At 73.4% G+C, this 23,014-nt stretch carries 21 protein-coding genes; 6 read left to right on the top strand and 15 right to left on the bottom strand.

Annotated elements, in window-relative coordinates; translation table 11 throughout:
* Nucleotides 1-99 precede the first annotated feature (99 nt).
* The gene (locus ACGF4C_RS11905) at nt 100-2,103 is read left to right on the top strand and encodes an N-acetylmuramoyl-L-alanine amidase (RefSeq protein ID WP_393565452.1); all 2,004 of its coding nucleotides are present in this window, start codon (nt 100-102) and stop codon (nt 2,101-2,103) included.
* 89 nt (nt 2,104-2,192) lie between these two features.
* Here ACGF4C_RS11905 and ACGF4C_RS11900 read toward each other — a convergent pair whose 3' ends face one another.
* The 3 genes from ACGF4C_RS11900 to ACGF4C_RS11890 form a co-directional block, all read right to left on the bottom strand.
* Nucleotides 2,193-2,693, bottom strand: coding sequence for a hypothetical protein (locus ACGF4C_RS11900; RefSeq protein WP_030411306.1), 501 nt, complete (start codon nt 2,691-2,693; stop codon nt 2,193-2,195).
* 101 nt (nt 2,694-2,794) lie between these two features.
* Nucleotides 2,795-3,190: an ACT domain-containing protein gene (locus ACGF4C_RS11895; RefSeq protein WP_030411305.1), complete on the bottom strand. Its 396-nt coding sequence runs from the start codon at nt 3,188-3,190 to the stop codon at nt 2,795-2,797.
* A gap of 10 nt (nt 3,191-3,200) precedes the next feature.
* Nucleotides 3,201-3,809: a CGNR zinc finger domain-containing protein gene (locus ACGF4C_RS11890; protein WP_393565450.1), complete on the bottom strand. Its 609-nt coding sequence runs from the start codon at nt 3,807-3,809 to the stop codon at nt 3,201-3,203.
* Nucleotides 3,810-4,029: 220 nt separating this feature from the next.
* Here ACGF4C_RS11890 and ACGF4C_RS11885 point away from each other — a divergent pair, with 220 nt between their 5' ends.
* Both ACGF4C_RS11885 and ACGF4C_RS11880 read left to right on the top strand, forming a co-directional pair.
* On the top strand, nt 4,030-4,758 hold the full coding sequence (locus ACGF4C_RS11885; RefSeq protein WP_393565448.1) for a maleylpyruvate isomerase family mycothiol-dependent enzyme: 729 nt from the start codon (nt 4,030-4,032) through the stop codon (nt 4,756-4,758).
* Between the two features lie 65 nt (nt 4,759-4,823).
* Nucleotides 4,824-5,549 carry a leucine-rich repeat domain-containing protein gene (locus ACGF4C_RS11880; protein WP_393565481.1) on the top strand — a complete coding sequence of 242 codons (726 nt, stop codon included), beginning with the start codon at nt 4,824-4,826 and terminating at the stop codon, nt 5,547-5,549.
* A 14-nt stretch (nt 5,550-5,563) separates the two neighbouring features.
* Here ACGF4C_RS11880 and ACGF4C_RS11875 read toward each other — a convergent pair whose 3' ends face one another.
* The 5 genes from ACGF4C_RS11875 to ACGF4C_RS11855 all read right to left on the bottom strand — a co-directional run bounded on the left by ACGF4C_RS11875 (nt 5,564) and on the right by ACGF4C_RS11855 (nt 9,862).
* Nucleotides 5,564-5,803 carry a DUF397 domain-containing protein gene (locus ACGF4C_RS11875; RefSeq protein ID WP_030798778.1) on the bottom strand — a complete coding sequence of 80 codons (240 nt, stop codon included), beginning with the start codon at nt 5,801-5,803 and terminating at the stop codon, nt 5,564-5,566.
* Between the two features lie 93 nt (nt 5,804-5,896).
* Nucleotides 5,897-7,063 (bottom strand): thiolase domain-containing protein, encoded by a 1,167-nt coding sequence (locus tag ACGF4C_RS11870; protein ID WP_393565445.1) that lies wholly within the window; start codon nt 7,061-7,063, stop codon nt 5,897-5,899.
* Entirely contained in the window at nt 7,060-8,109 is a 1,050-nt protein-coding gene (locus ACGF4C_RS11865) for a thiolase domain-containing protein (RefSeq protein ID WP_393565443.1), read from the bottom strand. Before ACGF4C_RS11865 ends, ACGF4C_RS11870 begins: the two co-directional genes overlap by 4 nt.
* Nucleotides 8,106-9,047, bottom strand: coding sequence for a Zn-ribbon domain-containing OB-fold protein (locus ACGF4C_RS11860; protein WP_393565442.1), 942 nt, complete (start codon nt 9,045-9,047; stop codon nt 8,106-8,108). The genes ACGF4C_RS11865 and ACGF4C_RS11860 overlap by 4 nt, the downstream gene beginning before the upstream one ends.
* Before the next feature lie 14 nt (nt 9,048-9,061).
* Nucleotides 9,062-9,862 (bottom strand): crotonase/enoyl-CoA hydratase family protein, encoded by an 801-nt coding sequence (locus tag ACGF4C_RS11855; protein ID WP_393565440.1) that lies wholly within the window; start codon nt 9,860-9,862, stop codon nt 9,062-9,064.
* A 190-nt stretch (nt 9,863-10,052) separates the two neighbouring features.
* Between ACGF4C_RS11855 and ACGF4C_RS11850 the strand changes: the two genes are divergently transcribed.
* Nucleotides 10,053-11,681 (top strand): acyl-CoA synthetase, encoded by a 1,629-nt coding sequence (locus tag ACGF4C_RS11850; RefSeq protein ID WP_393565438.1) that lies wholly within the window; start codon nt 10,053-10,055, stop codon nt 11,679-11,681.
* Between the two features lie 59 nt (nt 11,682-11,740).
* Here ACGF4C_RS11850 and ACGF4C_RS11845 read toward each other — a convergent pair whose 3' ends face one another.
* Nucleotides 11,741-12,370 (bottom strand): chorismate mutase, encoded by a 630-nt coding sequence (locus ACGF4C_RS11845; RefSeq protein WP_393565436.1) that lies wholly within the window; start codon nt 12,368-12,370, stop codon nt 11,741-11,743.
* 125 nt (nt 12,371-12,495) lie between these two features.
* On the bottom strand, nt 12,496-13,194 hold the full coding sequence (locus tag ACGF4C_RS11840; RefSeq protein ID WP_393565434.1) for an alpha/beta fold hydrolase: 699 nt from the start codon (nt 13,192-13,194) through the stop codon (nt 12,496-12,498).
* 122 nt (nt 13,195-13,316) lie between these two features.
* Between ACGF4C_RS11840 and paaK the strand changes: the two genes are divergently transcribed.
* Complete coding sequence (gene paaK, locus ACGF4C_RS11835; RefSeq protein ID WP_393565432.1) at nt 13,317-14,645, top strand: phenylacetate--CoA ligase PaaK; 1,329 nt, start codon at nt 13,317-13,319, stop codon at nt 14,643-14,645.
* A gap of 4 nt (nt 14,646-14,649) precedes the next feature.
* Here paaK and ACGF4C_RS11830 read toward each other — a convergent pair whose 3' ends face one another.
* The 5 genes from ACGF4C_RS11830 to ACGF4C_RS11810 all read right to left on the bottom strand — a co-directional run bounded on the left by ACGF4C_RS11830 (nt 14,650) and on the right by ACGF4C_RS11810 (nt 21,522).
* Nucleotides 14,650-15,450 carry a VOC family protein gene (locus tag ACGF4C_RS11830; protein ID WP_393565430.1) on the bottom strand — a complete coding sequence of 267 codons (801 nt, stop codon included), beginning with the start codon at nt 15,448-15,450 and terminating at the stop codon, nt 14,650-14,652.
* 143 nt (nt 15,451-15,593) lie between these two features.
* Nucleotides 15,594-17,105: an acyl-CoA synthetase gene (locus ACGF4C_RS11825; protein ID WP_393565429.1), complete on the bottom strand. Its 1,512-nt coding sequence runs from the start codon at nt 17,103-17,105 to the stop codon at nt 15,594-15,596.
* A 41-nt stretch (nt 17,106-17,146) separates the two neighbouring features.
* Nucleotides 17,147-18,703, bottom strand: a complete 1,557-nt coding sequence (locus tag ACGF4C_RS11820) for an acyl-CoA synthetase (RefSeq protein ID WP_393565427.1) — start codon at nt 18,701-18,703, stop codon at nt 17,147-17,149.
* A gap of 19 nt (nt 18,704-18,722) precedes the next feature.
* Nucleotides 18,723-19,826: an NAD(P)H-dependent flavin oxidoreductase gene (locus ACGF4C_RS11815; RefSeq protein ID WP_393565425.1), complete on the bottom strand. Its 1,104-nt coding sequence runs from the start codon at nt 19,824-19,826 to the stop codon at nt 18,723-18,725.
* Nucleotides 19,827-19,935: 109 nt separating this feature from the next.
* Nucleotides 19,936-21,522: a phytoene desaturase family protein gene (locus ACGF4C_RS11810; protein ID WP_393565422.1), complete on the bottom strand. Its 1,587-nt coding sequence runs from the start codon at nt 21,520-21,522 to the stop codon at nt 19,936-19,938.
* A 179-nt stretch (nt 21,523-21,701) separates the two neighbouring features.
* On the opposite strand from ACGF4C_RS11810, the gene ACGF4C_RS11805 reads away from it, so the two are divergent.
* Nucleotides 21,702-23,012 carry a glycoside hydrolase family 27 protein gene (locus ACGF4C_RS11805; RefSeq protein ID WP_393565420.1) on the top strand — a complete coding sequence of 437 codons (1,311 nt, stop codon included), beginning with the start codon at nt 21,702-21,704 and terminating at the stop codon, nt 23,010-23,012.
* Nucleotides 23,013-23,014 lie beyond the last annotated feature (2 nt).

Genomic DNA, 23,014 nt, shown 5'->3' with positions numbered 1-23,014 from the left:
TCTGGGCCCCCTGGGGCTCTACTCTCGGGTCCACCCCGTACGGCCGTTGGTGCACCATCCGTCACACCGCCCGGCTCGGGCCGGCTCGAGGAGGCTGTTGTGCGAGGATCCGCCCCGGAAGACCAGAGAACCCATCGCCCCGTCCTGCGCAGGTCCACCACCGCGGTGGCGGCGGCGGTGCTGCTGCTCCCGCTCACCGGAGCCCCGTCGGCGAGCGCCGGGCAGCCCCGGACGGACGCCCTGCAGCGGGCCTTCTCCAAGGCCGCCGCCCGCTTCCATGTGCCGCGCAGTGTGCTGCTCGGCGTCTCGTACCTGGAGTCGCGGTGGGACGGCCACGGCGGCGCGCCGAGTGTCTCCGGGGGCTACGGCCCGATGCATCTGACCGATGCCCGGACGGCGCTGGCGCGGGCGCCGGAGTTCAGCGAGGGTGACGAGGACGCCCGGGGCGACGCCTCGCGCGCCCGCAGGCGGGTGCCGGCGGGTGCGGCACAGCAGGCCGTGCTGCCCGCCGAACTCCCGGCCCGGCTGCGTACGTTGCCGGCCGCGGCCCGGTTGACCGGGTTGCCGGCCGGGCGGTTGCGTACGGATCCGGCGGCGAACGTGCTCGGTGGTGCGGCGCTGCTCGCCGCGGAGCAGCGCGGCCTCGGGCTGTCCGCCGAGGACGATCCGGCGCGGTGGTACGCGGCGGTGGCGCGCTACGGCGGTCAGGACGATCCGCGCGCCGGCAAGGCGTTCGCGGACGAGGTGTTCTCGGTGATCCGCCGGGGCGAGGCGCGCACGACGGATGCCGGGCAGCGGGTCGGTCTGCCCGCCGTCCCGGGGCTGGTTCCCGACGCGGGGCAGCAGAAACGTCTCGGCAGCGCCGTCACCAGGGCCTCGGCGCCGGGCGGTGACCGCGGGCCGGAGTGCCCGCGGAACGTGGCGTGCGAGTCGGTCCCGGCGCCGTACGAGGAGTTCGGTGACCACGACTACGGCAACCACGACAAGGCGGGCCGGCCGCGGGACCAGAAGGTCGACACCATCGTCATCCATGACACCGAGGGGTCGTGGGACGTCACGCTGAAGTTGATCAAGGACCCGAAGTACGTGTCCTGGAACTACACCGTGCGGTCCTCGGACGGGCTGATCGCCCAGCACGTACCGGGCAAGGACGTCGCCTGGCACGCCGGCAACTGGTACGTGAACTCGCACTCCATCGGCATCGAGCACGAGGGTTTCCTGGCCGCGCCGGACGCCTGGTACACGGAGGCGATGTACCGGTCCTCGGCCCGGCTGGTGAAGTACCTGAGCCGCAAGTACGACGTGCCGCTGAACCGGCAGCACATCCTGGGCCACGACAATGTGCCCGGCACGACGACGGCCACGATCCCGGGGATGCACACCGACCCCGGGCCGTACTGGGACTGGGCGCACTACTTCGAGCTGCTGGGCAAGCCGTTCCACGCCACGGCGGGCAAGCACGGCGGGCTGGTCACCATCCTTCCCGACTACGACCGCAACCGGCCGCGCTACTGCGGCTGCGAGAAGCCGGGGGACGCCTGCGCGCCGCACGGTTCCGCGGCGGTCCGGCTGCACACCGCGCCGAGTGCGAGCGCTCCGCTGGTCAAGGACGTCGGGCTGCACCAGGACGGCAGCGACTCGACGGACGGTGTGAACGACACCGGGGCCCGGGCCACGACGGGGCAGCGGTTCGCGCTGGCGGGCCGGGACGGTGACTGGACCGCGATCTGGTACCTCGGGCAGGTGGCGTGGTTCCGCAATCCGCACGGTGCGCCGACGGCGGTGAACGCCAAGGGGCTGATCGCCACGCCGAAGTTTGGCCGGGAGGAGATCCCGGTCTACGGCCGGGCGTACCCGGAGAAGGCCGCCTATCCGGCCGGGGTGCCGTACCAGTCGGTTTCCCCGCTGCCGTACACGATCGGCGCGGGGCAGCGGTACGCGGTCGGCGGCCGGGTGACCGGCGAGTATTTCTACGCGCCGACGTTCGACGTCTCGAAGCACACGATCGTGCGGGGTGAGGACGTCTACTACGAGATCCAGCTGGGGCACCGGGTGGGCTATGTGCGGGCGGCCGACGTGGACGTGCGGCGGTCGGCGTCGTGACCCGGGCGCCCGGGTGAGCGGGTGAGCTGCGCGCGCCCGGTGGACGGGATGCCGTCCACCGGGTGCGCAGTGCTGCCCCGCCCGGGGTGTCAGCCCTGCTGGAAGAGCTCCGCCGGCAGCGGCTTGAGCAGCGCGTAGAGGTCGTCGGTGATCGGCCGGTCCCAGCTGGCGATGGTGACCAGGACGCCGTCGCTGCGGTCGAACTGGGCGCAGGAGATGCGGCTCTCGGAGCACTTGATGCGCTTGACGATCAGCAGGTTGTCGTCGTGCATCACGGGGGTGTCCTCGCTCTCGACGACCGTGACCGGGTCGTCGTTGCCGAGCGCGGCGAGCAGCTGGGCGACCTCGAAGGGCACCTGGTCGTCCTCCAGCTCGCGGGCCGGGGAGCCCTCCGGGAGGTTGCCGATGATCATCGCGGGGCCGCGGCCGCCGAAGAGGTCGTAGCGGAGGAAGACTCCCTGGCAGCTCCCGTCGGGTGCGGGCAGCAGGCCGGCGCCCAGATTGCCCGGCCAGTCCCCCGGGTCCATGGCGAGAACGTCGAAGTCGGGACCGGCGGGCGTGGCTGCGCTGCGGCGGCGGAGGAAGGACATGCCGCCATCGTACGTGGCCCGGCCGGGCCCGCCGCGCCGGACGTCGGGGTCGTGGGCGGCGTACGGGCAGGTCGGGCGGGCGGTGCCCGGGGTGCCGGGGTTCAGGCCCGGCCGGCCAGTTCACCGAGGCGGCGCAGTGCCTCGTCGGCCGCCTCGTGGGGCACGAAGAGGTGGTCGTGGTGGAAGCCGGCGACGACGTTGCAGCTGAGGCCGGCGTCGGCGAGGGCGGTGGCGACGGCGGCGGTGAGCCCGACCGCGTCCAGTGCGGAGTGCACCCGCAGGGTGATCCAGCCGGCGACGTAGTCGTACGGCAGGCCGGTGCGGTCGGCTTCCTCCTGGCGCAGGACGAGGGTCAGTCCCTCGGGTTCGGCGACGGTGACGACCGGGGCGAGTCCGGCGGGGATCGCGCCGCGCACGGTCGTGAAGACGTACCGGCCCTCGTTCAGTTCGGGGCGCATCCCGCTCAGCAGGGTCACAAGATCGCGTTCACCGGTCATGCCGCCCACCTTACGAGGGGTGGTGCCGTCCTTCCTTGTGCCGCTCGTGGTGGCGGGCGACCCGGGCGCGGTTGCCGCAGGAGGGGCTGCACCATTCCTGGCGGGCGTGGTCCTTGACGAAGTAGCGGACGCAGCGGGGGGCGGGGCAGGCACGCAGCCGGGCGCGGTCGGGGCCGGCGAGGAAGGTGAGGGCGGCGCGGGCCAGTGCGGCCACGATCCGGTCGGCGGCGGGCGGGGTGCCGTGCGGGTGCAGCCGCAGCGCGGGCGGGGCGTCGGGCTCCCAGCTGAGGCGGGGGGAGGTGGGGACGAGGGCGGCGGCGGTGTTCAGCCGGTGCAGTGCGGTGTCTTCGGGGAGGAGCCGGTGGGCGTCGGCGGAGCTGGGCGGTCCGGGGCGGACGGCGCGGGCGAAGAGCGTGCGGACCGCGGCGCGCAGTTCGCGTACGGCGGTGTGGAGTGCCGGGTCGGCGGTGACGGGGTCGGCGGCGCAGTCGAGCAGGGCGGTCCGGTCGGCGATCCAGGCGGTGAGTCCGGCCGGGTCGGTCAGGTCGTCGGTGACACCGCCGTGGCCGTCGTGGCGGATGGTGACGGCGAGATCCAGTGCGAGCCGTGTTGCGGTCATGGAGCTAATGGTAACGTCGCCGCCAACCATTAAGTTCGTCGGGGGAGCCCAGGGGGAACATGCCCGGTCTCCGTCAACTACCGTGCGCGCGCCCGGTGTTCGCGGGTGCACTGCCGATCTCTGATCCGGTGGACCCGCCCGGCGACCCGGTGGAACGCAGGCACACCCGGCCGGCCCACCGCCGGACCGGCGAGAACCGGAGGAAGGAGCTGCTGTGGCCGTGACGAAGGAACCCACCCTGTCGGCCGAGGCGGTCCGCGAGGCGATCGGGGCGGGCCAGGAGCGGTTGCGGGCGCTGCTGCCCGGACTGACGGACCCCGCGGTACGCGAGCCGAGCGCGCTGCCCGGCTGGTCCCGCGCCCATGTCCTGGCGCACATCGAGGGCATCGCACGGGCCACCGCCCGGCAGGCCCGTTACGCGCTGCGCGGTGAGCTGGTCGAGCTGTACGACGGCGGGCGCCCGGAGCGGGCGGCCGGGATCGAGGCCGGTGCGGTGCGGGACGCGGCACAGCTGCGGGACGCGGTGGGGGCCGCGCTGGACGAGTCCTCGGCGGCCTGGGCGGCGGTGGGCCCGGCCGACTGGTCGCGCCCGGTGCGCTACCGGGACGGGGATCTGCGCACGGTGCTGTGGGCCTGGTGGCGGGAGCTGGAGATCCACACGGCGGACGCCCGGCTCGGCCACGGCCCGCAGGACTGGCCGCAGGGGCTGTGCCACCACCTGCTGAGTCATCTGGCGCCGCGCGCCCCGAAGGACGTGCCTCTCGTGCTGGAGGCCACCGACGAGGCGTTCCGGCGGGAGTACGGTGCCGCCGGCGCGCCCGAGGTGACCGTCCGCGGCCACCTCACCGACCTGGCGGCCTGGCTGGCCGGCCGCGCTCCGCACCGGCCGCTGGACTGCCGCCGGTCGGGCCGCCCCGCCGCACTGCCGGAGCTGCTCGACTGGCCGTAGCGACGTGCCCGCCCGGTCGGCAGCCGACCGCACCGCCCTCACCCCCCTGAAGGGACCCCCTCGTGATCACCGGGCCCCGCACGCTCAACTTCTGGAAGGCCGGGCTGAGTTCGGTCCCGCCCGAGGTGTGGCGGCGCGCCGACTGGGAGGTGCTGATCCTCGCCGACAACGCCCTGACCTCGGTCCCGGCGGCGCTGGGCGGGCTGCGGGCGCTGCACACCCTGGACCTCGGCCACAACGCGCTGACCGCGGTCCCCGAGGAGATCGGCGAGCTGACCGGGCTGACCCGCTACCTCTATCTGCACGACAACCGCCTCACCGCCCTGCCGGAGGCGCTCGGCCGGCTGGACCGGCTGGGCTACCTCAACGTCGGCGACAACCCGCTCGGCCGGCTGCCGGACGCGCTGGGCCGGATGGCCTCGCTGGTCGAACTCCGGGCCCAGCGGGCCGGGTTGACCGAACTCCCGCCGGCGGTGGGGCGGCTCGGGCGGCTGCGTGAAGTGTGGCTGGGCGGCAATGCGCTGACCGGGCTGCCGGCGGGCGTTTCCGCGCTGCACGAGCTGCGGGTGCTGGAGCTGCGCGACAACGCCCTGCCCGGGGTGCCGGGGGCGCTGCGTGCGCTCCCCCGGCTGGCCCGGCTCGATCTGCGCGGCAACCGGATCGCGGAGCTGCCGCGGTGGATCACTGGGCTCGTGTCGCTGGAGAGACTGGATCTGCGCTGGAACGCCGTGGACGACGGTGCGGAGCCGGTCCGGGCGCTGCGCGCGAACGGGTGCGTGGTGCTCACCTGACGGCGGCCGCCGCCCTAGGTGAGGTCGAACTCCCCGTCGCGGGCGTCGAGGACGAAGGCGCGCCACTCGGCGGGGCTGAAGATCAGCGCCGGGATCTCCGGGCTGCGGCGGTTGCGCATCGCGATGTAGCCCTCGACGAAGGCGATCTGGACGTCGCCCACGCCCTGGCTGCTGGACTGCCACTCGGCCTGGGTCAGGTCGAGATCGGGCCTGGGCCCGCCCGCGAGCCGCTGCTCGGTGATGCTGTCGGCCACGTCGCCGCTCCTCCCGGTTCGTCGTCCGCGGTCAGCCTAGCCACTGTGCCCGGGGACGGACAGAGGACGTGGCGGGGCGGGCCGGCACAACCGTCAGGTGGCGGGCGGTGCGGCGCCGACCAGCCACATGGAGAAGAACTGCGAGCCGCCGCCGTAGGCGTGTCCGAGTGCCCTGCGCGCACCGTCGACCTGGCGTTCGCCGGCCCGGCCGCGTACCTGCAGCGCCGCCTCGGCGAAGCGGATCAGGCCGGAGGCGCCGATGGGGTTGGTGGACAGGACGCCGCCGGAGGGGTTGACCGGGAGGTCACCGTCGAGCTCGGTGACGCCGGACTCGGTGAGCTTCCAGCCCTCGCCCTCGTCGGCGAAGCCGAGGTTCTCCAGCCACATGGGTTCGTACCAGCTGAAGGGGACGTACATCTCCACCGCGTCGATCTGCCGGCGCGGGTCGGTGATGCCGGCCTGGCGGTAGACGTCGGCGGCGCAGTCCTTGCCGGCCTGCGGGGAGACGAAGTCCTTGCCGGCGAAGAGGGTGGGCTCGCTGCGCATCGCCCCGCCGTGCATCCAGGCCGGCGGGTGCGGGGCGCGCGCGGCGCCGGCCCGGTCGGTGAGGACCATCGCGCAGGCGCCGTCGGAGGAGGGGCAGGTCTCGGAGTAGCGGATCGGGTCCCACAGCATGGGCGAGGCCTGGACCTTCTCCAGGGTGATGTCGTGTTCGTGGAGGTGGGCCCAGGGGTTCTTGAGGGCGTTGCGGCGGTCCTTGTAGGCGACGAGGGAGCCGACGTGGTCCGGGGCGCCGGTGCGGCGCAGATAGGCGCGGACGTGCGGGGCGAAGAAGCCGCCGGCGCCGGCGAGGAGCGGCTGCTGGAAGGGGACGGGGAGCGAGAGGCCCCACATCGCGTTGGACTCCGACTGCTTCTCGAAGGCGAGGGTGAGGACCGTGCCGTGGACGCGGGCCGCGACGAGGTTGGCGGCGACGAGCGCGGTGGAGCCGCCGACCGAGCCGGCGGTGTGCACCCGCAGCATCGGCTTGCCGACGGCGCCGAGCGCGTCGGCGAGGTAGAGCTCGGGCATCATGACGCCCTCGAAGAAGTCGGGCGCCTTGCCGATGACGACGGCGTCGATGTCGGCCCACGCCAACTCGGCGTCGTCCAGGGCGCGTTGAGCCGCCTCGCGGACGAGTCCGGCGATCGACACGTCCCGCCGCGCGGCCACGTGCTTGGTCTGGCCGATGCCTACGACGGCCACGGGCTCCTTGCTCATCGGGGATCCCCTTCGAGGACGGCGACCAGGTTCTGTTGCAGACAGGGGCCGGACGTGGCGTGGGCGAGGGCGCGGTCGGACGCGCCGCGGTGGATGCGGGCGGCGGCCTCGCCGATGCGGAGGAGGCCGGCGGCCATGACCGGGTTGGCGGCCGACGCCCCGCCGGACGGGTTGACGCACACCTCGTCGCCGAGCCGCAGCGCCTTGCGCAGGACGACCTCCTGCGCGGTGAAGGGTGCGTGCAACTCGGCGGTGTCGACGGGCCGTTGGAAGGCGCCGGCCTTCTCGGCGGCCAGCCGGGTGGACGGCGAGTCGGTCAGCTCGCGGACGCCGAGGCCGTGTGCCTCGATGCGGTGGTCGATGCCGCGGATCCAGGCGGGCCGGGCGCACAGCTCCCTGGCCCGGTCCCCCGCGGCGAGGATCACCGCGGCGGCGCCGTCGCCGATGGGCGGGCAGTCGCCGGTGCGCAGCGGCCGTACGACGTAGTCGCCGTGCGGCACCGGACCACGCAGCTGCGCATGGGGGTTGGCGGCGGCGTCCGCGCGGCTGCGGGCCCCGATCGCGGCGAGGGCGGGCTCGTCCGTCTCGCCCGCGTCGATGAGCGCCTGTGCCTGGAGCGCGGCGAGCGCCACGGAGTCCGGCCACAGGGGCGCGACGTAGTACGGGTCGAGCTGGCGGGTCAGGACGTCGCGCACGGAGCCGGGTGAGGACTTGCCGTACGCGTAGACGAGGGCGGTGTCGGCGTCGCCGGTGAGCAGCTTGGTCCACGCCTCGTACAGGGCCCAGGCGCCGTCCATCTCGACGTGCGACTCGGAGATCGGCGGCCAGGCGCCCACGCCGTCGAGGGCCATGGTGAAGGAGAAGGCGCGACCGGCGAGGTAGTCGGAGGAGCCGGAGCAGGTGAAGCCGATGTCGCTGGTCCGCAGGCCGGTCCGGTCGAGGACCTCGTGCAGCACCGGGAGGAGCATCTCCACCTCGGAGAGCTCGTCGCTGGTGCGCCGGTGGTCGGTCTGGGCGAAGGCGACGACCGCGATGTCACGGGTCACAGCAGCTCCTTGTAGGTGTCGTACTCCGCGTCGGGCTCGCCGGTCGGCCGGTAGTGGTCGGGGTAGCGGCCGCCTTCGGTCCACACCGGCTCGACGCGCAGGCCCATCCGCACCTGGTCGTAGGGGATGCCGGCGATCCGGCCGTGCAGCGCGAGGCCGGCGCCGTCGAGGGCGATGTGGGCGTAGACGTAGGGGACCTCGATGTCCAGGTTCTTCGCCTTGATGTTGACGATGCAGTAGGTGGTGACGGTGCCGCGCGGGCCCACCTCGACCTGTTCGGAGGTGGCGACGCCGCAGGTGGGGCAGGCGCCCCTGGGCGGGACGTACACCTTGCGGCAGGACGGACAGCGTTCGCCGACCGTCCGCCGCTCGGAGAGGGCGTGGATGTAGGCGGTCTGGGCGCGGCCGGGCGAGTAGACGTAGTCGAGGCGGGCGGGGGCGACGATGCCGGTGACCGGGTCCGCGAACTCGCCGGTGGGGCGGGTGGGTTCGGCCGGGTCGCCGTCGTACGGTTCGAAGCAGGCGAGGTCGGTGATGGCGCCGGTGCGTTCCGCCGCCCAGCGGACGCGGACCCGCATGCCGGTGTGTACGGCCTCGGGGCCGGGGGCGTCGAGGGCGTGCAGCAGGGCGGTGTCGGCGCCGTCGAAACGGACCAGGACCCAGGCGAACGGGGTGCCGAGGGGCTGGCCGCGGCGGGGCTCGGGGTTCCAGGCCCAGGTGGTGACCGTACCGGTGGGGGCCACTTCGACCAGGTCGCCGATCTCCTCGGCGGTGACGGGGTCGTACTCGACGGGCGGGACCAGGGTGCGGCCGTCGCGGGTCCGCACGCCGAGGACGACGCGTTCGCGCAGTCCGGTGAGGAAGGCGCTCTGGACGGGCCCGAGGGAGCGGGTGAAGGGGAATTCGACGACGAGCGGGGCTTTGAGGACTGCGGGCATCACTGGCTCCTCGGTCAGGCGCGCTTGTACACGGGCGGTCGCTTCTCCGCGAAGGCGCGGGCGCCCTCCTTGGCGTCGGCGGTGTCGAAGACCGGCCAGCCGCGCCTGAGTTCGGCGGCGAGCCCGTCGGACTCGGTCATCTCGGCGGTCTCGTACACCGACGCCTTGACGGCCTCCACCGCCAACGGCCCGCAGGCGTTGATCTGCTCGGCGAGCTCCAGGGCCTTGGCGAGGGCCGTGCCGTCGGGGACGACCTGGCCGATCAAGCCGATGCCGGCGGCCTCGCGGGCGGTGTACGGGCGGCCGGTGAGCAGCATCTCCAGGGCGTGGGTGCGCGGGATCTGGCGTTGCAGGCGGACCGTCGAGCCGCCGATGGGGAACAGTCCGCGCCTGACCTCGAAGAGCCCGAAGGTGGCGGATTCGCCTGCGACGCGCAGGTCGGTGCCCTGGAGGATCTCCGTGCCGCCCGCAACGCAGTGGCCCTCGACGGCGGCGATCACCGGCTTGCGGGGGCGGTGGTGCCGCAGCATCGCCTTCCAGTGCAGGTCGGGGTCGGCGGTGAGCCGGTCGCGGTACTGCTGCCCCGCCATGCCCTTGCCGGCCAGGGCCTTGAGGTCCATCCCGGCGCAGAACGATCCGCCGGCGCCGGTGAGCACGATCGAGCGGATCGCGTCGTCCTCGTCGGCCGCCACCCAGCCGTCGTAGAGGCCGACGAGCATGGGGAGCGAGAGTGCGTTCTTGGCGTCGGGCCTGTTGAGCGTGAGCACCAGTGTGGCGCCTTCGCGCTGCACGGTGAGGTGTTCCGTCCCACCCATTGCGGTCTCCCGTCTGCAGGAACGAGAACAGGTTGCAGTAGCCGCACGGTGAGTTCAAGGCTTTTCTGACAGGTAGTCAGATTACTTGTGCCGAGCCCCTTCCCTGCTCCTGCCCGCGGCGCTCTAATGACCGCCGGGGTCCGGAGCCACGGGCCTCCCCTGCGCCGACGCCGCCCGGTCTGGAGGAGACGTGGAGTACAACCTTGCCGACCTCTTCGAGTCGATCGTGGACACCGTGCCCGACCGCGAGGCCCTGGTGTACCTCGACCACCCGGGGACCGGTGCGGAGCGGCGGCTGACCTACGCGGAGCTGGACCGCGCCGCCAACCGGCTGGCCCACCACCTCGCCGGCCGGGGCATCGGCCCCGGGGACCACGTCGGGCTGCACCTCTACAACGGCGTCCCCTACCTCCAGGCGGTGTACGCCTGCCTGAAGATCCGCGCCGTGCCGGTGAACGTCAACTACCGCTATGTCGAAGAGGAGTTGGTGTACCTCTACCGGGACGCCGACCTGGTGGGGCTGGTCTTCGACGCGGAGTTCACCGGCCGGGTGGCCGCCGCCCTGCCGCGGGCGCCGCGGCTGCGGCACCTGGTCCGGGTCGGCACCCCGCCGGACGGCGCCCCCGAACCGGCCCTGGCGCCGGTCGCGCTCGCGGACGCCGAGGCGGCCGGCTCACCGGACCGCGGCTTCGGGCCGCGCTCCGCCGACGACCAGATCGTCATCTACACCGGCGGCACCACCGGGATGCCCAAGGGCGTGATGTGGCGGCACGAGGACCTCTTCTTCTCCGGCATGGGCGGCGGGGCCCCGACCGGCGACCCGGTCGGCCGGCCGCAGGAACTGGCCGAACGGGTCGCGGCGGGCGGCGAGGGGATCGTCTTCTTCCCCACTCCCCCGCTGATGCACGGCACCTCGACCCTGACCGCGTTCATCGCCTTCCACTTCGGCCAGAAGGTCGTCCTGCACCGCAAGTACGTGCCCGAGGAGGTGCTGCGGACCGTCGAGCGGGAGCGGGTCACCAGTGTGTCGCTGGTGGGCGACGCGATGCTGCGCCCGCTCGTCGACTCGCTCGCCGGGCCGCTCAAGGGCACCGACTGCTCCTCGCTGTTCAGCGTCAGCAGCTCCGGCGCGATCCTCTCCGAGACCGTACGCGCCCAGTTCACCGCGCTGGTGCCGAACGCGGTGCTGCTCAACAACTTCGGCTCCTCGGAGTCCGGTTTCAACGGCACCGCCACCGACGACTCGGGTCCCGCGAAGGGGTTCCGGCTGCGGGTCAACTCCCGTACGGCCGTGGTCGATCCGGCGACGCACGAGCCGGTGCCGGCCGGCGAGGTGGGGCGGCTGGCGCAGTGCGGTCACGTCCCGCTGGGCTACTACAACGACCCGGCGAAGACCGCCGAGACCTTCTTCGAGGCGCGGGGGGACCGGTGGGTGCTGCTGGGCGACATGGCCACCGTCGACGAGGAGGGCATCGTCACCGTCCTCGGACGGGGCTCGCAGTGCATCAACTCCGGCGGTGAGAAGGTCTATCCGGAGGAGGTCGAGCAGGCGCTGAAGGCCCATCCGGACGTCTACGACGCGCTGGTGGCGGGCGTCCCGGACGAACGGTGGGGCAACCGGGTCTCCGCGGTGGTACAACTCCGCGCCGGGAGCGGGCCCTTGGACCTGGCCGCCCTCCAGGCCCACTGCCGTACTCGACTGGCCGGCTACAAGGTCCCGCGCGCGGTGGTCTTCACCGACCGCATCCAGCGCTCTCCGAGCGGCAAGGCCGACTACCGCTGGGCGAAGGCGGTGGCGGCGGGCGAACGGCGGGCGTGAGGGCCCGCGGCGGTGCGACCGCCCGGACCGCCCCGGTCGTCGGCCGGGGAGTCCGCCGTTCAGCCGGCCGCCCCGCACACCGACGCAAGCGAGCGGGCCAGGGCCACGGTGTGCAGCGGGTCCAGGTGGCGGGCGTGGCGTACCCCGGCGCCGGCCACGGTCAGCAGCGGGTGGCAGGACGGTGCCGAGCGGGCCGGCGCGGAGGCGGCGATGGCGCGGACCAGTTCCGTGTTGATGCGGTTGATCTCCTTGCGGACCTCGCCCAGGTCGGGGCGCTCGGCCGGGGCCTGGGACGGATCGGCGTCCCAGCGGCGGTGCAGGCCGCGCTGCACGATCTTGTTGGCCTCGATCTGGTCCCGGAAGATCCGCACCGTCGCGGCCGGGTCGGCGCCCAGCTGCCGGGCCTGCTCGGCCACCGCGTCCAGCACCTGCTGCTCGCGGGCCGGATCGTCGATCGGGCTGCCGGTGCCCCACTTCGCCGCGGCCACCAGATCGCCGGTGGCCAGCCGCTCCGCGGACAGCGCGGCGAGCGGCCGGAGCGCGGCGTACGGGGAGTGCCCCCGGGCGGCGGCCGCGGCGGCGGGTGAGGGGGCTGCGGGCGCGGCGACCGCGCCACCGGCCCCGGTGAGCAGCAGGGTCGCGGCGGCGCCGGCGATCAGCGCACGACGCGTCGAGAGGGTCAGCTGCACGGTCGGCCTTTCTCGAACATCCAGGCTGCCGGGGAGAGTTCCCCCGGCGGGCCGTACGCGGGGAGGCGTACGGCCGCGAGCCTAAGGGACGTGCGCGGCCGCCGGCCCCGGGTCCGCGCGGCCGGCTACCGCGGGGGCGGCAGGAACGAGGTGACCGCGGCGAGGAATTCGCCCGGGCGGTCCTCGTGGACGAGATGGCCGGCGCCCTCGACGGTCACCAGGCGGGCGTCGGGGATCAGCGAGGCCATCTGCGCGAGGTGGTCCTGCGGGATGTGGCTGGTGGGGCCGCCGGCGATGACGAGGGTGGGGGCGGTGATCCGCGGCAGGCACTCCCACCACTGCGGGTCGGGGGCGTTGCGTTCGGCCACCACCGCCGTCTTGGCGCGCCAGTCGAAGGCGGGCGGGCCGGCCGGCTGCTCCGGTGCCTCCTGCGGTGGGTCGGCGGGGAGCGGCGGGGCGGCCTCCTCCAGGACCAGCCGGTCCACCAGCTCGGGCCGGTCGGCGGCCACCAGCAGCGCGGTCAGCGCGCCGGCCGAGTGGCCGACGAGCGTCACCCGCTTCAGCCCGAGCGCCTGGAGGAAGCCGATCGCATCGTCCCGCCAGCGGGCGAAGCCGTACTCCCCCGGCCAGTCGCTGTGCCCGTGGCCGCGCTGGTCGAGGGCGAAGACCCGGTGGGTGCCGGCGAGCCGGCCGACCACACCGCGCCAGTCCTCGCCGTCCTCGCCGAGGCAATGCAGCAGCACGACCGGGGGCGCGTCCTCCTCTCCCCACACCCGGTACGCCAGCCGAACGTCACCCACCTGCACTTTCCGGACGTCACTCATGCGCTGGACGCTACCCGGGGGCCGGCTGCGGCACGCCCCTTGACGTGTTCGCCGCGCGCTGATTACTTGGATCAGCATGCAGCTACCGAATGATCGGTAGGGAGACGAGGCGGTGACACCCCATGCCGGAAGCGGCCACGGGCAGGGCGACGGACAGTACGGCGTTCGACGACGCGGAACGGCTCTCGCCGGACGCCCTGCGGGACCTCCAGCTGACCCGGCTGCGCGCCTCGTTGCGCCATGCCTATGACCACGTGCCCTTCTACCGCGCGGCGTTCGACCGGGCCGGGGTCCGCCCCGAGGACTGCCGGACGCTCGGCGACCTGGCCCGCTTCCCGTTCACGGTCAAGGACGATCTGCGTGCGCAGTACCCCTTCGGGATGTTCGCGGTCCCCAAGGAGGAGGTGCGGCGCCTGCACGCCTCCAGCGGCACCACCGGCCGCCCGACCGTCGTCGGCTACACCGAACGCGACCTCGCCCACTGGTCGGACGTGGTCGCCCGCTCGATCCGCGCGGCCGGCGGCCGTCCCGGCCACACGATCCACATCGCCTACGGCTACGGGCTGTTCACCGGCGGGCTGGGCGCGCACTACGGCGCGGAGCGGCTGGGCTGCACGGTCGTCCCGGCGTCCGGCGGGATGACCGGCCGGCAGGTGCAGATCATCCAGGACTTCCGGCCCGAGATCATCATGGTCACGCCGTCCTACATGCTCACCCTGCTGGACGAGTTCGAGCGGCGGGGCATCGACCCGCGGTCGACCTCGCTGAAGGTCGGCATCTTCGGTGCCGAGCCCTGGACCGACCAGATGCGCCACGAGATCGAGGAGCGGTTCGCGATCGACGCCGTGGACATCTACGGGCTGTCGGAGGTGATGGGCCCCGGGGTCGCCCAGGAGTGCGTGGAGACCAAGGACGGGCTGCACGTCTGGGAGGACCACTTCTACCCGGAGGTGGTCGACCCGGTCACCGGTGAGGTGCTGCCGGACGGTGCACACGGCGAGCTGGTCTTCACCTCGCTCACCAAGGAGGCGATGCCGGTCGTCCGCTACCGCACCCGCGATCTGACCCGGCTGCTGCCGGGCACCGCCCGGCCGGCCTTCCGCCGGATGGAGAAGATCACCGGACGCTGCGACGACATGATCATTCTGCGCGGGGTCAATCTCTTCCCGGCGCAGATCGAGGAGATCGTGCTGCGCACGCCCGGTGTCGCCCCGCACTTCCAGCTGAGGCTCACCCGCGAGGGCCGGATGGACCGGCTGACCGTACGCGCCGAGGCCCGCCCCGATGCCGGCCCCGAGGCGCGTACGGCGGCCGTGGGGCTGATCGCACGCGGGGTGAAGGAGGGCATCGGGGTCTCGGTCGCCGTGGAGATCGTCGATCCGGAGACGCTGGAGCGCTCGGTCGGCAAGATCAAGCGGATCGTGGACGCCCGGCCGCGGGACCCCGCCTGACCGCTCAGGTCATCTCCGGGTCCCCCTTGATCAGGGCGAACGGGGCACCGGCCGGGTCCGTGACCATCGCCAGCCGGCCGACGCCGGGGGCGGTGGTCGGCGGAATGAGGACCGTGGCGCCGTGGTCGAGGGCGGTGGCGTAGGTCGCGTCGCAGTCGGTCACGCCGAAGTACGGGTGCCACTCGGAGGCCGAGCCGGCCGCCAGATTCTCCTCGGCCAGCTGCAGCACGCCGCCCTGGCCGGTGTCCTCGCCCTCGCCGCCGCCCGGCGAGGAGACGATCGAGTAGAACCGGTCGCCGCCCATCGGCATGTCCTGGAAGCTCCAGGAGAACACCGAGCGGTAGAAGCCCTTCGCCATGGCCACGTCGGTGGTGTACAGCTCCGTCCAGCACAGGGTGTTCGGCTCCATGACCCGCTCCAGGCCCTGCACGTCACCGGGCTGCCAGACCGCGAAGTCGGCGCCGGTGGGGTCGGTGTAGCCGGCCAGCCGGCCGGCCGTGAAGACGTCCATCGGCGGGACCCGCACCGCGCCGCCGGCCTGCTCCACCGCCTTGGTCGTGGCGTCCGCGTCGGGGGTGTGGAAGTACGCCGTCCACGCGGGGCTCGCGCCCTCCTCGGTGAGCGGGCCGACGGCGCCGACGGTCTTCCCGTCGAGCTGGAAGAAGCCGTAGCCGCCGGCCTCCGGGCCGGCGGACGCGAAGCTCCAGCCGAACACGGCGGAGTAGAAGGCGACGGCGGCGTCGACATCGGGCGTCCCCAGGTCGAGCCAGTTGGGGGTGCCGGGGACGTAACGGGTGGTCAGCATGGTGTCCTCCGTCGTACGGAACGAGACGTGCAGGGCCGTCGGCCGGCTGTTCCCCGGCCACGTTTTCAGCATGGCAGGGGGCACTGACAGTCGCCCTCCGCACACGTCCCGCGCGCCGCGCGGTGCGCACCGCGCCGCACGGCTCAGGACGCCGCGAACCGCTCCCGAAGCTCCCGCTTGAGGACCTTGCCGCTGGCGTTGCGCGGCAACGCGTCCACGAACACCACCCGTTTGGGGGCCTTGAACGGCGCGAGCCGGGCCCGGGCCGCCTCGATCAGCTCCTGCTCCCCGACCGCTCCCCCGTCCGGGCGCCGCACCACCACGGCGGTCACCGCCTCGATCCACCGCTCGTCCGGCAGCCCGATGACCGCGACCTCGGCCACCTGGGGGTGGGCGTAGAGCGCGTCCTCCACCTGGCGCGAGGCGACCAGCACGCCACCTGAGTTGATGACGTCCTTGACCCGGTCCACCACGGTGAAGTAGCCCTCCGCGTCCCGGACGGCCAGGTCCCCCGAGTGGAACCAGCCGTCGCGGAACGCCTCGGCGGTCTCCTCGGGCTTGTCCCAGTAGCCGGTGCACAGCTGCGGGGAGCGGTAGACGACCTCGCCCGGGGTGCCGTCGGGCACCTCCCGGCCCGTCTCGTCGACCACCCGCGCCTCGACGAAGAGCACCGGGCGCCCGCAGGACTCCATCCGCCCCTCGTGCTCGTCCGGGCCCAGTACGGTGGCCAGCGGGCCGATCTCGCTCTGCCCGAAGCAGTTGTAGAAGGCCAGCTGGGGCAGCCGGGCGCGGAGCCGTTCGAGGACCGGCACCGGCATGATCGAGGCGCCGTAGTACGCCTTGCGCAGCGCGCTCAGGTCGCGGTCGGCGAAGCCGGGGTGCTGCGACAGGCCGATCCACACCGTGGGCGGTGCGAACAGGCTGTCCGCCCGGCCCGCCGCGACCAGGTCGAGGATCCGCTCCGGGTCGGGCGCGTCGAGGATCGTGTTCTCCGCGCCGACCGCCAGATACGGCAGCAGGAAGACGTGCATCTGCGCGGAGTGGTACAGCGGCAGGGAGTGGACCGGGCGGTCGGTCTCCGCGAGGTCCAGGGCGGTGATCGCGCTGACGTACTCGTGCACCAGGGCGCGGTGGGTCATCATCGCGCCCTTGGGCAGTGCGGTGGTTCCGGAGGTGTACAGCAGCTGGACCAGGTCGCCTTCGTCCGGCGCCGCGGGCTCCGGGTCCGCGGGCGCGGTGCGCAGCCGGGCCAGCAGCGAGTCGTCGGTGTCGCGCAGCGGCAGGACCCGCGCGGAGTCCGGCAGCCGTCCGGCGAGCTGCGGATCGGCAAGGACGAGGGAGCTGCCGGACTGCTCGACGAGGTAGCGCAGTTCGTCGCCGGTGAGGTGGTGGTTCATGGGGACGTGGATCAGCCCGGCGCGGGCGCAGCCGAGGAAGCCGATGAGGTAGGCGTCGGAGTTGTGGCCGTAGGAGCCGACCCGGTCGCCGGGGCGCAGGCCGGACCCGCGGAGCACCGCGGCCGCGGCCGACACAGCCTCGTCGAGCTCCCGGTAGGTCCACTCCCGGTCGCCGTACCGGACCGCGGTGCGGTGCGGCACCCGCCGGGCGCTCCGCCGCAGGATCCCGTCCACCGTGCTGCTGCGCACATCAGTCATGGCGGGATCCTGCGGGCGGCCCGGTGCGAGGTCAAGTACCGCTACACGGCGCGCTCCCGGCCCTCCCAGTAGGGGTCGCGGAGCCTGCGCTTGTACAGCTTGCCGTTGGGGTCGCGCGGCATGACGGCGATGAACTCGACCGACCTGGGCCGTTTGTAGCCGGCGAGTTGGCGCTCGCAGTGCGCCAGGATGTCGGCGGCCAGGCCGGGCCCGGGTTCATGGCCCTCGGCGGGCTCGACGACGGCCTTGACCTCCTCGCCCCAGTCGTCGTGCGGGATGCCGAAGGCCGCGGCGTCGGCGACGGCGGGGTGGCCGAGCAGGGCGGATTCGATCTCGGCGGGGTAGATGTTCACCCCGCCCGAGATGATCATGTCGATCTTGCGGTCGCGGAGGAAGAGGTAGCCGTCCTCGTCGAGGTACCCGAGGTCGCCGACGGTGAAGAAGTCCCCGATCCGGTTCTTCCGGGTCTTGCCCTCGTCCTTGTGGTAGCGGAAGCCGCCGGTGGTCATCTTCATGTAGACGGTGCCGAGTTCGCCGGGCGGCAGGCGGTTGCCGTCGTCGTCGAAGACGGCCAGTTCGCTGATCGGCCAGGCCCGGCCGACCGTTCCGGGTTTCTTCAGCCAGTCCTCGGCGGTGGCGAAGGCGCCGCCGCCCTCGCTCGCCGCGTAGTACTCCTCGACGCAGCCGCCCCACCAGTCGATCATCGCGCGTTTGACGTGGTCGGGGCAGGGCGCGGCGCCGTGGAGGGCGTGCCGCAGCGAGCTGACGTCGTAGGCGGCGCGGGTCGCCTCGGGGAGCGCGAGCAGGCGGTGGAACTGGGTGGGCACCATGTGGGTGTGGGTGCAGCGGTGCCGGTCGATCAGGGCCAGCATGTGTTCCGGGGTCCACTTGTCCATCAGGACGACGCGGTGGCCGAGGTGCAGCGAGGCACCGGCGAACTGCAGGACGGCCGTGTGGTAGAGCGGTGAGCAGACCAGGTGGACGTTGCCGTCGAACGGCCTGATGCCGAAGATGCCGAGGAATCCGCCGAGATGGGCCTGCTCGGGCGGGGTGCCGGGCAGCGGGCGGCGGATGCCGCGCGGCCGTCCGGTGGTGCCGGAGGTGTAGTTCATCACCCAGCCCAGCGTCCGGCCTTCGGGCGCCGACCCAGGCTGTCCGTCGAGGAGTTCGCGGTACGGCCGGAAGCCGTCCGCGGTGCCGACCAGATAGCGCCGGGTGGCCGGCAGCTCGGCCTCGTCGGCCGCCTGGCGGGCCGCGTCGGCGAACCGCTCGTGCGCGATCAGCACCTTCGCCCCGGAGTCGGCGACGATCCAGGCGATCTCCGGGCCGACCAGGTGGTGGTTGACCGGGACGAGGTAGAAGCCGGCCTGGGACGCGGCGAGGTAGGCGGTGAAGAACTCCACGCCGTTGGGGAGGACCACGGCGAAGGCGTCGCCGCGTTCCAGGCCGGCCGCGCGCAGCCCGTGGACCAGCCGGTTGCTCGCGGCGTGCAGCCGGCCCGCGGTCCACTCCTCGCCGTCCGGGGCGATCAGCACCGTGCGGTCCGGGTCGGCGGCGGCCTGTGCCCAGAAGCCGTTGGGCGGTGGCGAGTTGGTCATTCCGCTGTCCTCCTCGGGTTCATGCGCGTCCGGCGATGCGGTTGATGCGATCGATGGCCCGCTCGAAGCCGCGGGTCAGGTCGTCGAAGACGGCCCGGACGCTGCGTTCGCTGGTCATCCGGCCGACGATCTGGCCGACCGGGGTGCCCAGCAGCGGCTCGACCTCGTGCCGCTGGATGCGGGAGTTGGCCTCGGCGACCAGCAGTCCTTGCAGCGGCATCGGCAGTGGGCCGGGTCCGGCCGGGTCGTCCCAGGCGTCGGTCCACTCGGTGCGCAGCTGGCGGGCGGGTTTGCCGGTCAGGGCGCGGGAGCGGACGGTGTCGCCGGGGCCGGCGGCGAGCAGTTTGGCGGTCAGCCGCCGGGAGTGCAGTTCGGCCTCGCGGGTGGTCAGCCAGATCGAGCCGAGCCAGACGCCCTGGGCGCCCAGGGCGAGTCCGGCGGCGATCTGCTCGCCGCTGCCGATCCCGCCGGCCGCCAGCACCGGCAGCGGGTCGACGGCGGCCACCACCTCGGGGGTGAGGACCATGGTGGCGATCTCGCCGGTGTGTCCGCCGGCCTCGTAGCCCTGGGCGACGACGATGTCGATGCCGGCGGCCTTGTGGTGCCGGGCGTGCCGTGGGCTGCCGGCGAGTGCGGCGACCAGGATGCCCTGGTCGTGGGCGCGTTGGACGACGTCGGGGGGCGGGGGGCCGAGGGCGTTGGCGAGCAGGGTGATCGGGTAGTCGAAGGCCACGTCGAGCTGGGTGCGGGCGACCTGTTCCATCCAGCCGGTGATCCGCCAGCCGGACGCCTCGCCCTCGGCGAGCGGCGGTACGCCGTATGTGTCGAGGAGTCCGTCGACGAACCGGCGGTGCCCGTCCGGGATCATCGCTTCGACGTCGGCCTCGCTGATGCCCGCCACCTTCTTGGCGGGCATCACCACGTCGAGCCCGTACGGGAGCCCGTCGGTGTGCTCCTGCATCCAGTCGAGGTCGCGGGCGAGGGCGTCCGGCGCGGTGTAGCGGACCGCGCCGAGCACCCCGAACCCGCCGGCCCGGGTGATCGCCGCGGCGACCGCGGGGAAGGGGGTGAACCCGAAGACGGCGTGCTCCGCGCCCAGCCTGTTGCTCAGCTCCGTCTGCATGCGCGCAGGATGCCGCAGGGCGCCGTTCGAGGGAAGAGATTTTCTGATGCAGCGTCAGAAAACTGTCACGGGCCCGGCCGGTCCGGGCTCGCCGCGCCTTTCCGGGCCGTCACGCCCCGCTTGAGCACCGTTCCTCCAGCACCGCCATCGCGGCGTTGTGCCCGGGGATGCCGCTCACCCCGCCGCCCCGCACCGCGCCCGCGCCGCACAGGAGGACGTTGTCGTGGCCGGTGGCCACCCCCCAGCGCGCCGCCGCGCCGACCGGAGCCTCCGCCTCCGGATCCGCGTACGGGAACGCCAGCTCGCGGTGGAAGATGTTGCCGCCCGGCAGGCCGAGTTCGCGGTCCAGGTCGAGCGGGGACCTGGCCTCGACGCAGGGGCGGCCGTCGGCGTCCCGGGCGAGGCAGTCGGCGAGGGGCTCGGCGAGGTGTTTCTCCAGTTCGGCGAGGGTGGCCGCGAGGAGGCGGTCGCGGGTGGCGGCGTGGTCGGCGGTGTCCTCGGCGAACAGCCGCGCGGGGGTGTGCAGCCCGAAGAGGGTGAGCGTCTGGTAGCCGCGGCGGACCAGGTCGGCGCCGAGGATGGAGGGGTCGGTCAGCGAGTGGCAGTAGATCTCGGAGGGCGGGGCGGCGGGCAGGCTGCCGGCGGCGGCCTGTTGGTAGGCCCGTTCCAACTGGTCGTAGCCCTCGGCGATGTGGAACGTGCCGGAGAAGGCCTCCCGCGGGTCCACCCCGGTGTCGCGGAGCCGGGGCAGCCGGGTGAGCAGCATGTTCACCTTGAGCTGGGCACCCTCGGCGGGCGGTGGTGGCGCCTCGCCGAGGAGGCGGGCGAGTTCCCGCGGCGAGGCGCCCACCAGGACCCGGCGGGCGCCGATCGTGCCCCGCTCGCAGGTGACCTCGGCGGTGCGGCCGTCGGTGGCGAGCGCGGTCACCGGGCAGCCGGTGACGATCTCCGCACCGGCCCGGCGGGCGGCGTCGGCCAGGGCGTCGGTGAGGGCGCCCATACCGCCCAGGGGGACGTCCCAGTCGCCGGTGCCGCCGCCGATGACGTGGTAGAGGAAGCAGCGGTTCTGGCGCAGTGACGGGTCGTGGGCGGTGGCGAAGGTGCCGATGAGGGCGTCGGTGAGGACCACCCCGCGGATCAGGTCGTCGGTGAAGGTCTCCTCGACCAGCTCACCCAGGGGCCGCTCGAAGACGGCCTGCCAGGTGGCGTCGTCGTCGACCCGGGCACGCAGCGCGGCGCGGGTGGGCAGCGGTTCGGTGAGGGTGGGGAAGACCCGCTCGGCGAGCCGGCGCGTGGTGCCGTAGAAGCGCTCCCAGGCGGCGAACTCCCGGTCCGAACCGGTGAGTTCGGCGAACGAGCGGCGGGTGCGGGCCTCGCCGCCGCCGACCAGGAGGCCGGTGGGGCGGCCGTGGCGCACGGTCGGGGTGTAGGAGGAGATGGTGCGTTTGCGGACCGCGAAGCGCAGCCCGAGGTCCCGCACGATCTTCGGCGGCAGCAGGCTGACGAGGTAGGAGTAGCGGGACAGCCGGGCGTCGACACCGGTGAAGGCCCGGGTCGACACGGCGGCACCACCGGTGTGGTCCAGCCGCTCCAGCACCAGCACGCTCAGACCGGCGCGTGCGAGATAGGCGGCGGCCACCAGTCCGTTGTGCCCGCCACCGACGATGACCGCGTCGTACGAAGTCCGTTCCGGCATGCCCCTTGGTAGCACGCGGTGATCGCGGAGGCCAGGTGCACGCGGCTGAAACCTCCACTCCGGGCGGTGCGGCTTCTTGACCGGGTCCGGGGCTGCTCCTAGCGTCCGGCCGTGCTCCACCTCGGCACCGCCCCGGCTGTCCCCCCGTCAGGCCGTCCCGCACACCCGTGAGGTGACCCGTGTCCCGTCCTTCGGTACCCCGCATCGGCCGCACCGTCGCCGGACTCACCGCCGTCGCCGCCTGCTCGGCCGGGCTGCTGGCCTCCCCGGCGCCCGCCTCCGCCGCCCCCGAACCGGGCCGCGCGTCCGACCCGGCACCCGCCGCCGGGCCGTACCCGAACCTGGCGCCCACTCCCCCGATGGGCTGGAACAACTGGTCGTACTACACCTGCCACGTCGACGAGAAGGTGGTGCTCGACAACGCGCGGGCACTGGTCCGTTCGGGGCTGGCGCACAAGGGCTACCGGACCGTCACGGTGGACGACTGCTGGATGGCCAAGCAGCGCGGCCCCAAGGGCGAGCTGCTGCCGGACCCGGTGAAGTTCCCGCACGGCATGGCTCACCTGGGGCAGCAACTGCACGCCATGGGGCTGAAGTTCGGGGTCTACGAGGACGTCGGCACGCTCACCTGTGAGAAGTACCCGGGCAGTCTCGGCCACTTCACCGAGGACGCGAAGCTGTTCGCGAGCTGGCAGGTGGACTACGTCAAGGCGGACGGCTGCAACGTGCCCACCACGCCGGGACACAGCAAGGAGGAGACCTACCGGAACCTGTACGGCCAGATGAGCCGCGCGCTGCGCGCCGGCGGCCGGCCGATCACCTTCTCCGTGTCCGCGCCGGCCTACTTCCAGTTCGACGGCGACGGCGTCTGGCACCGGGTCATCGGCTGGTCGTCCGAACTGGGGAACCTGTGGCGGGGCGGCAGGGACGTGGCGCTGCAGCAGAGCACCCCGGCCGCCAAGTGGTCCTCCATCGTCTACAACTTCCACTACAACGCGAACCTCGCCGATCTGCAGCGCCCCGGACGGTGGAACGACCCGGACTTCCTGCTGGCCGGGGACTCGGGGCTCAGCCGGGACGAGATGCAGAGCCAGATGTCGCTGTGGGCGATGATGGCGGCGCCGCTGATCTCCAGCACGGACCTCGGCAAGCTCTCGCCCGAGGCCCTTGCGGTACTGGGGAACGCGCACGTCATCGCCGTCGACCAGGATCCGCTGGGGGTCCAGGGGCGCATCGTCGCGCAGGACGACCACTCGGCCGTCCTGGCCAAGCCGCTGCAGAACGGCGACCGGGCGGTGGCGCTGTTCAACTCCGGTGACACGCCGCGCACGCTGTCGGTCACCGCGGGCGCGGCCGGGCTGCCGGAGGCGTCCTCGTACCGCCTGCACGATCTGGTCACCGGTCACCGCAGGCACAGCGACGGGGACATCGTGGCGCGCGACGTGCCGGCGCACGGCACGGTGCTGTACCGGGTGACGCCGGCCGACTGAGC

It is taken from the genome of Streptomyces sp. NPDC048197 (genome assembly GCF_043202395.1).
Taxonomy (GTDB): domain Bacteria; phylum Actinomycetota; class Actinomycetes; order Streptomycetales; family Streptomycetaceae; genus Streptomyces; species Streptomyces siderophoricus.
The sequence above is the reverse complement of the archived record's forward strand: the minus strand, read 5'-3'. Positions and strand labels throughout refer to the sequence as shown.

What these genes read in the sequence shown, in the direction of transcription:
- paaK (WP_393565432.1), top strand. Translation starts at nt 13,317, where the DNA reads ATGCCGGAAGCGGCCACGGGCAGGGCGACGGACAGTACGGCGTTCGAC.
- ACGF4C_RS11890 (WP_393565450.1), bottom strand. Translation starts at nt 3,809, where the DNA reads ATGACCGCAACACGGCTCGCACTGGATCTCGCCGTCACCATCCGCCAC.
- ACGF4C_RS11900 (WP_030411306.1), bottom strand. Translation starts at nt 2,693, where the DNA reads ATGTCCTTCCTCCGCCGCCGCAGCGCAGCCACGCCCGCCGGTCCCGAC.
- ACGF4C_RS11855 (WP_393565440.1), bottom strand. Translation starts at nt 9,862, where the DNA reads ATGGGTGGGACGGAACACCTCACCGTGCAGCGCGAAGGCGCCACACTG.
- ACGF4C_RS11810 (WP_393565422.1), bottom strand. Translation starts at nt 21,522, where the DNA reads ATGCCGGAACGGACTTCGTACGACGCGGTCATCGTCGGTGGCGGGCAC.
- ACGF4C_RS11870 (WP_393565445.1), bottom strand. Translation starts at nt 7,063, where the DNA reads ATGAGCAAGGAGCCCGTGGCCGTCGTAGGCATCGGCCAGACCAAGCAC.
- ACGF4C_RS11895 (WP_030411305.1), bottom strand. Translation starts at nt 3,190, where the DNA reads ATGACCGGTGAACGCGATCTTGTGACCCTGCTGAGCGGGATGCGCCCC.
- ACGF4C_RS11825 (WP_393565429.1), bottom strand. Translation starts at nt 17,105, where the DNA reads ATGACTGATGTGCGCAGCAGCACGGTGGACGGGATCCTGCGGCGGAGC.
- ACGF4C_RS11815 (WP_393565425.1), bottom strand. Translation starts at nt 19,826, where the DNA reads ATGCAGACGGAGCTGAGCAACAGGCTGGGCGCGGAGCACGCCGTCTTC.
- ACGF4C_RS11840 (WP_393565434.1), bottom strand. Translation starts at nt 13,194, where the DNA reads ATGAGTGACGTCCGGAAAGTGCAGGTGGGTGACGTTCGGCTGGCGTAC.
- ACGF4C_RS11860 (WP_393565442.1), bottom strand. Translation starts at nt 9,047, where the DNA reads ATGCCCGCAGTCCTCAAAGCCCCGCTCGTCGTCGAATTCCCCTTCACC.
- ACGF4C_RS11830 (WP_393565430.1), bottom strand. Translation starts at nt 15,450, where the DNA reads ATGCTGACCACCCGTTACGTCCCCGGCACCCCCAACTGGCTCGACCTG.
- ACGF4C_RS11820 (WP_393565427.1), bottom strand. Translation starts at nt 18,703, where the DNA reads ATGACCAACTCGCCACCGCCCAACGGCTTCTGGGCACAGGCCGCCGCC.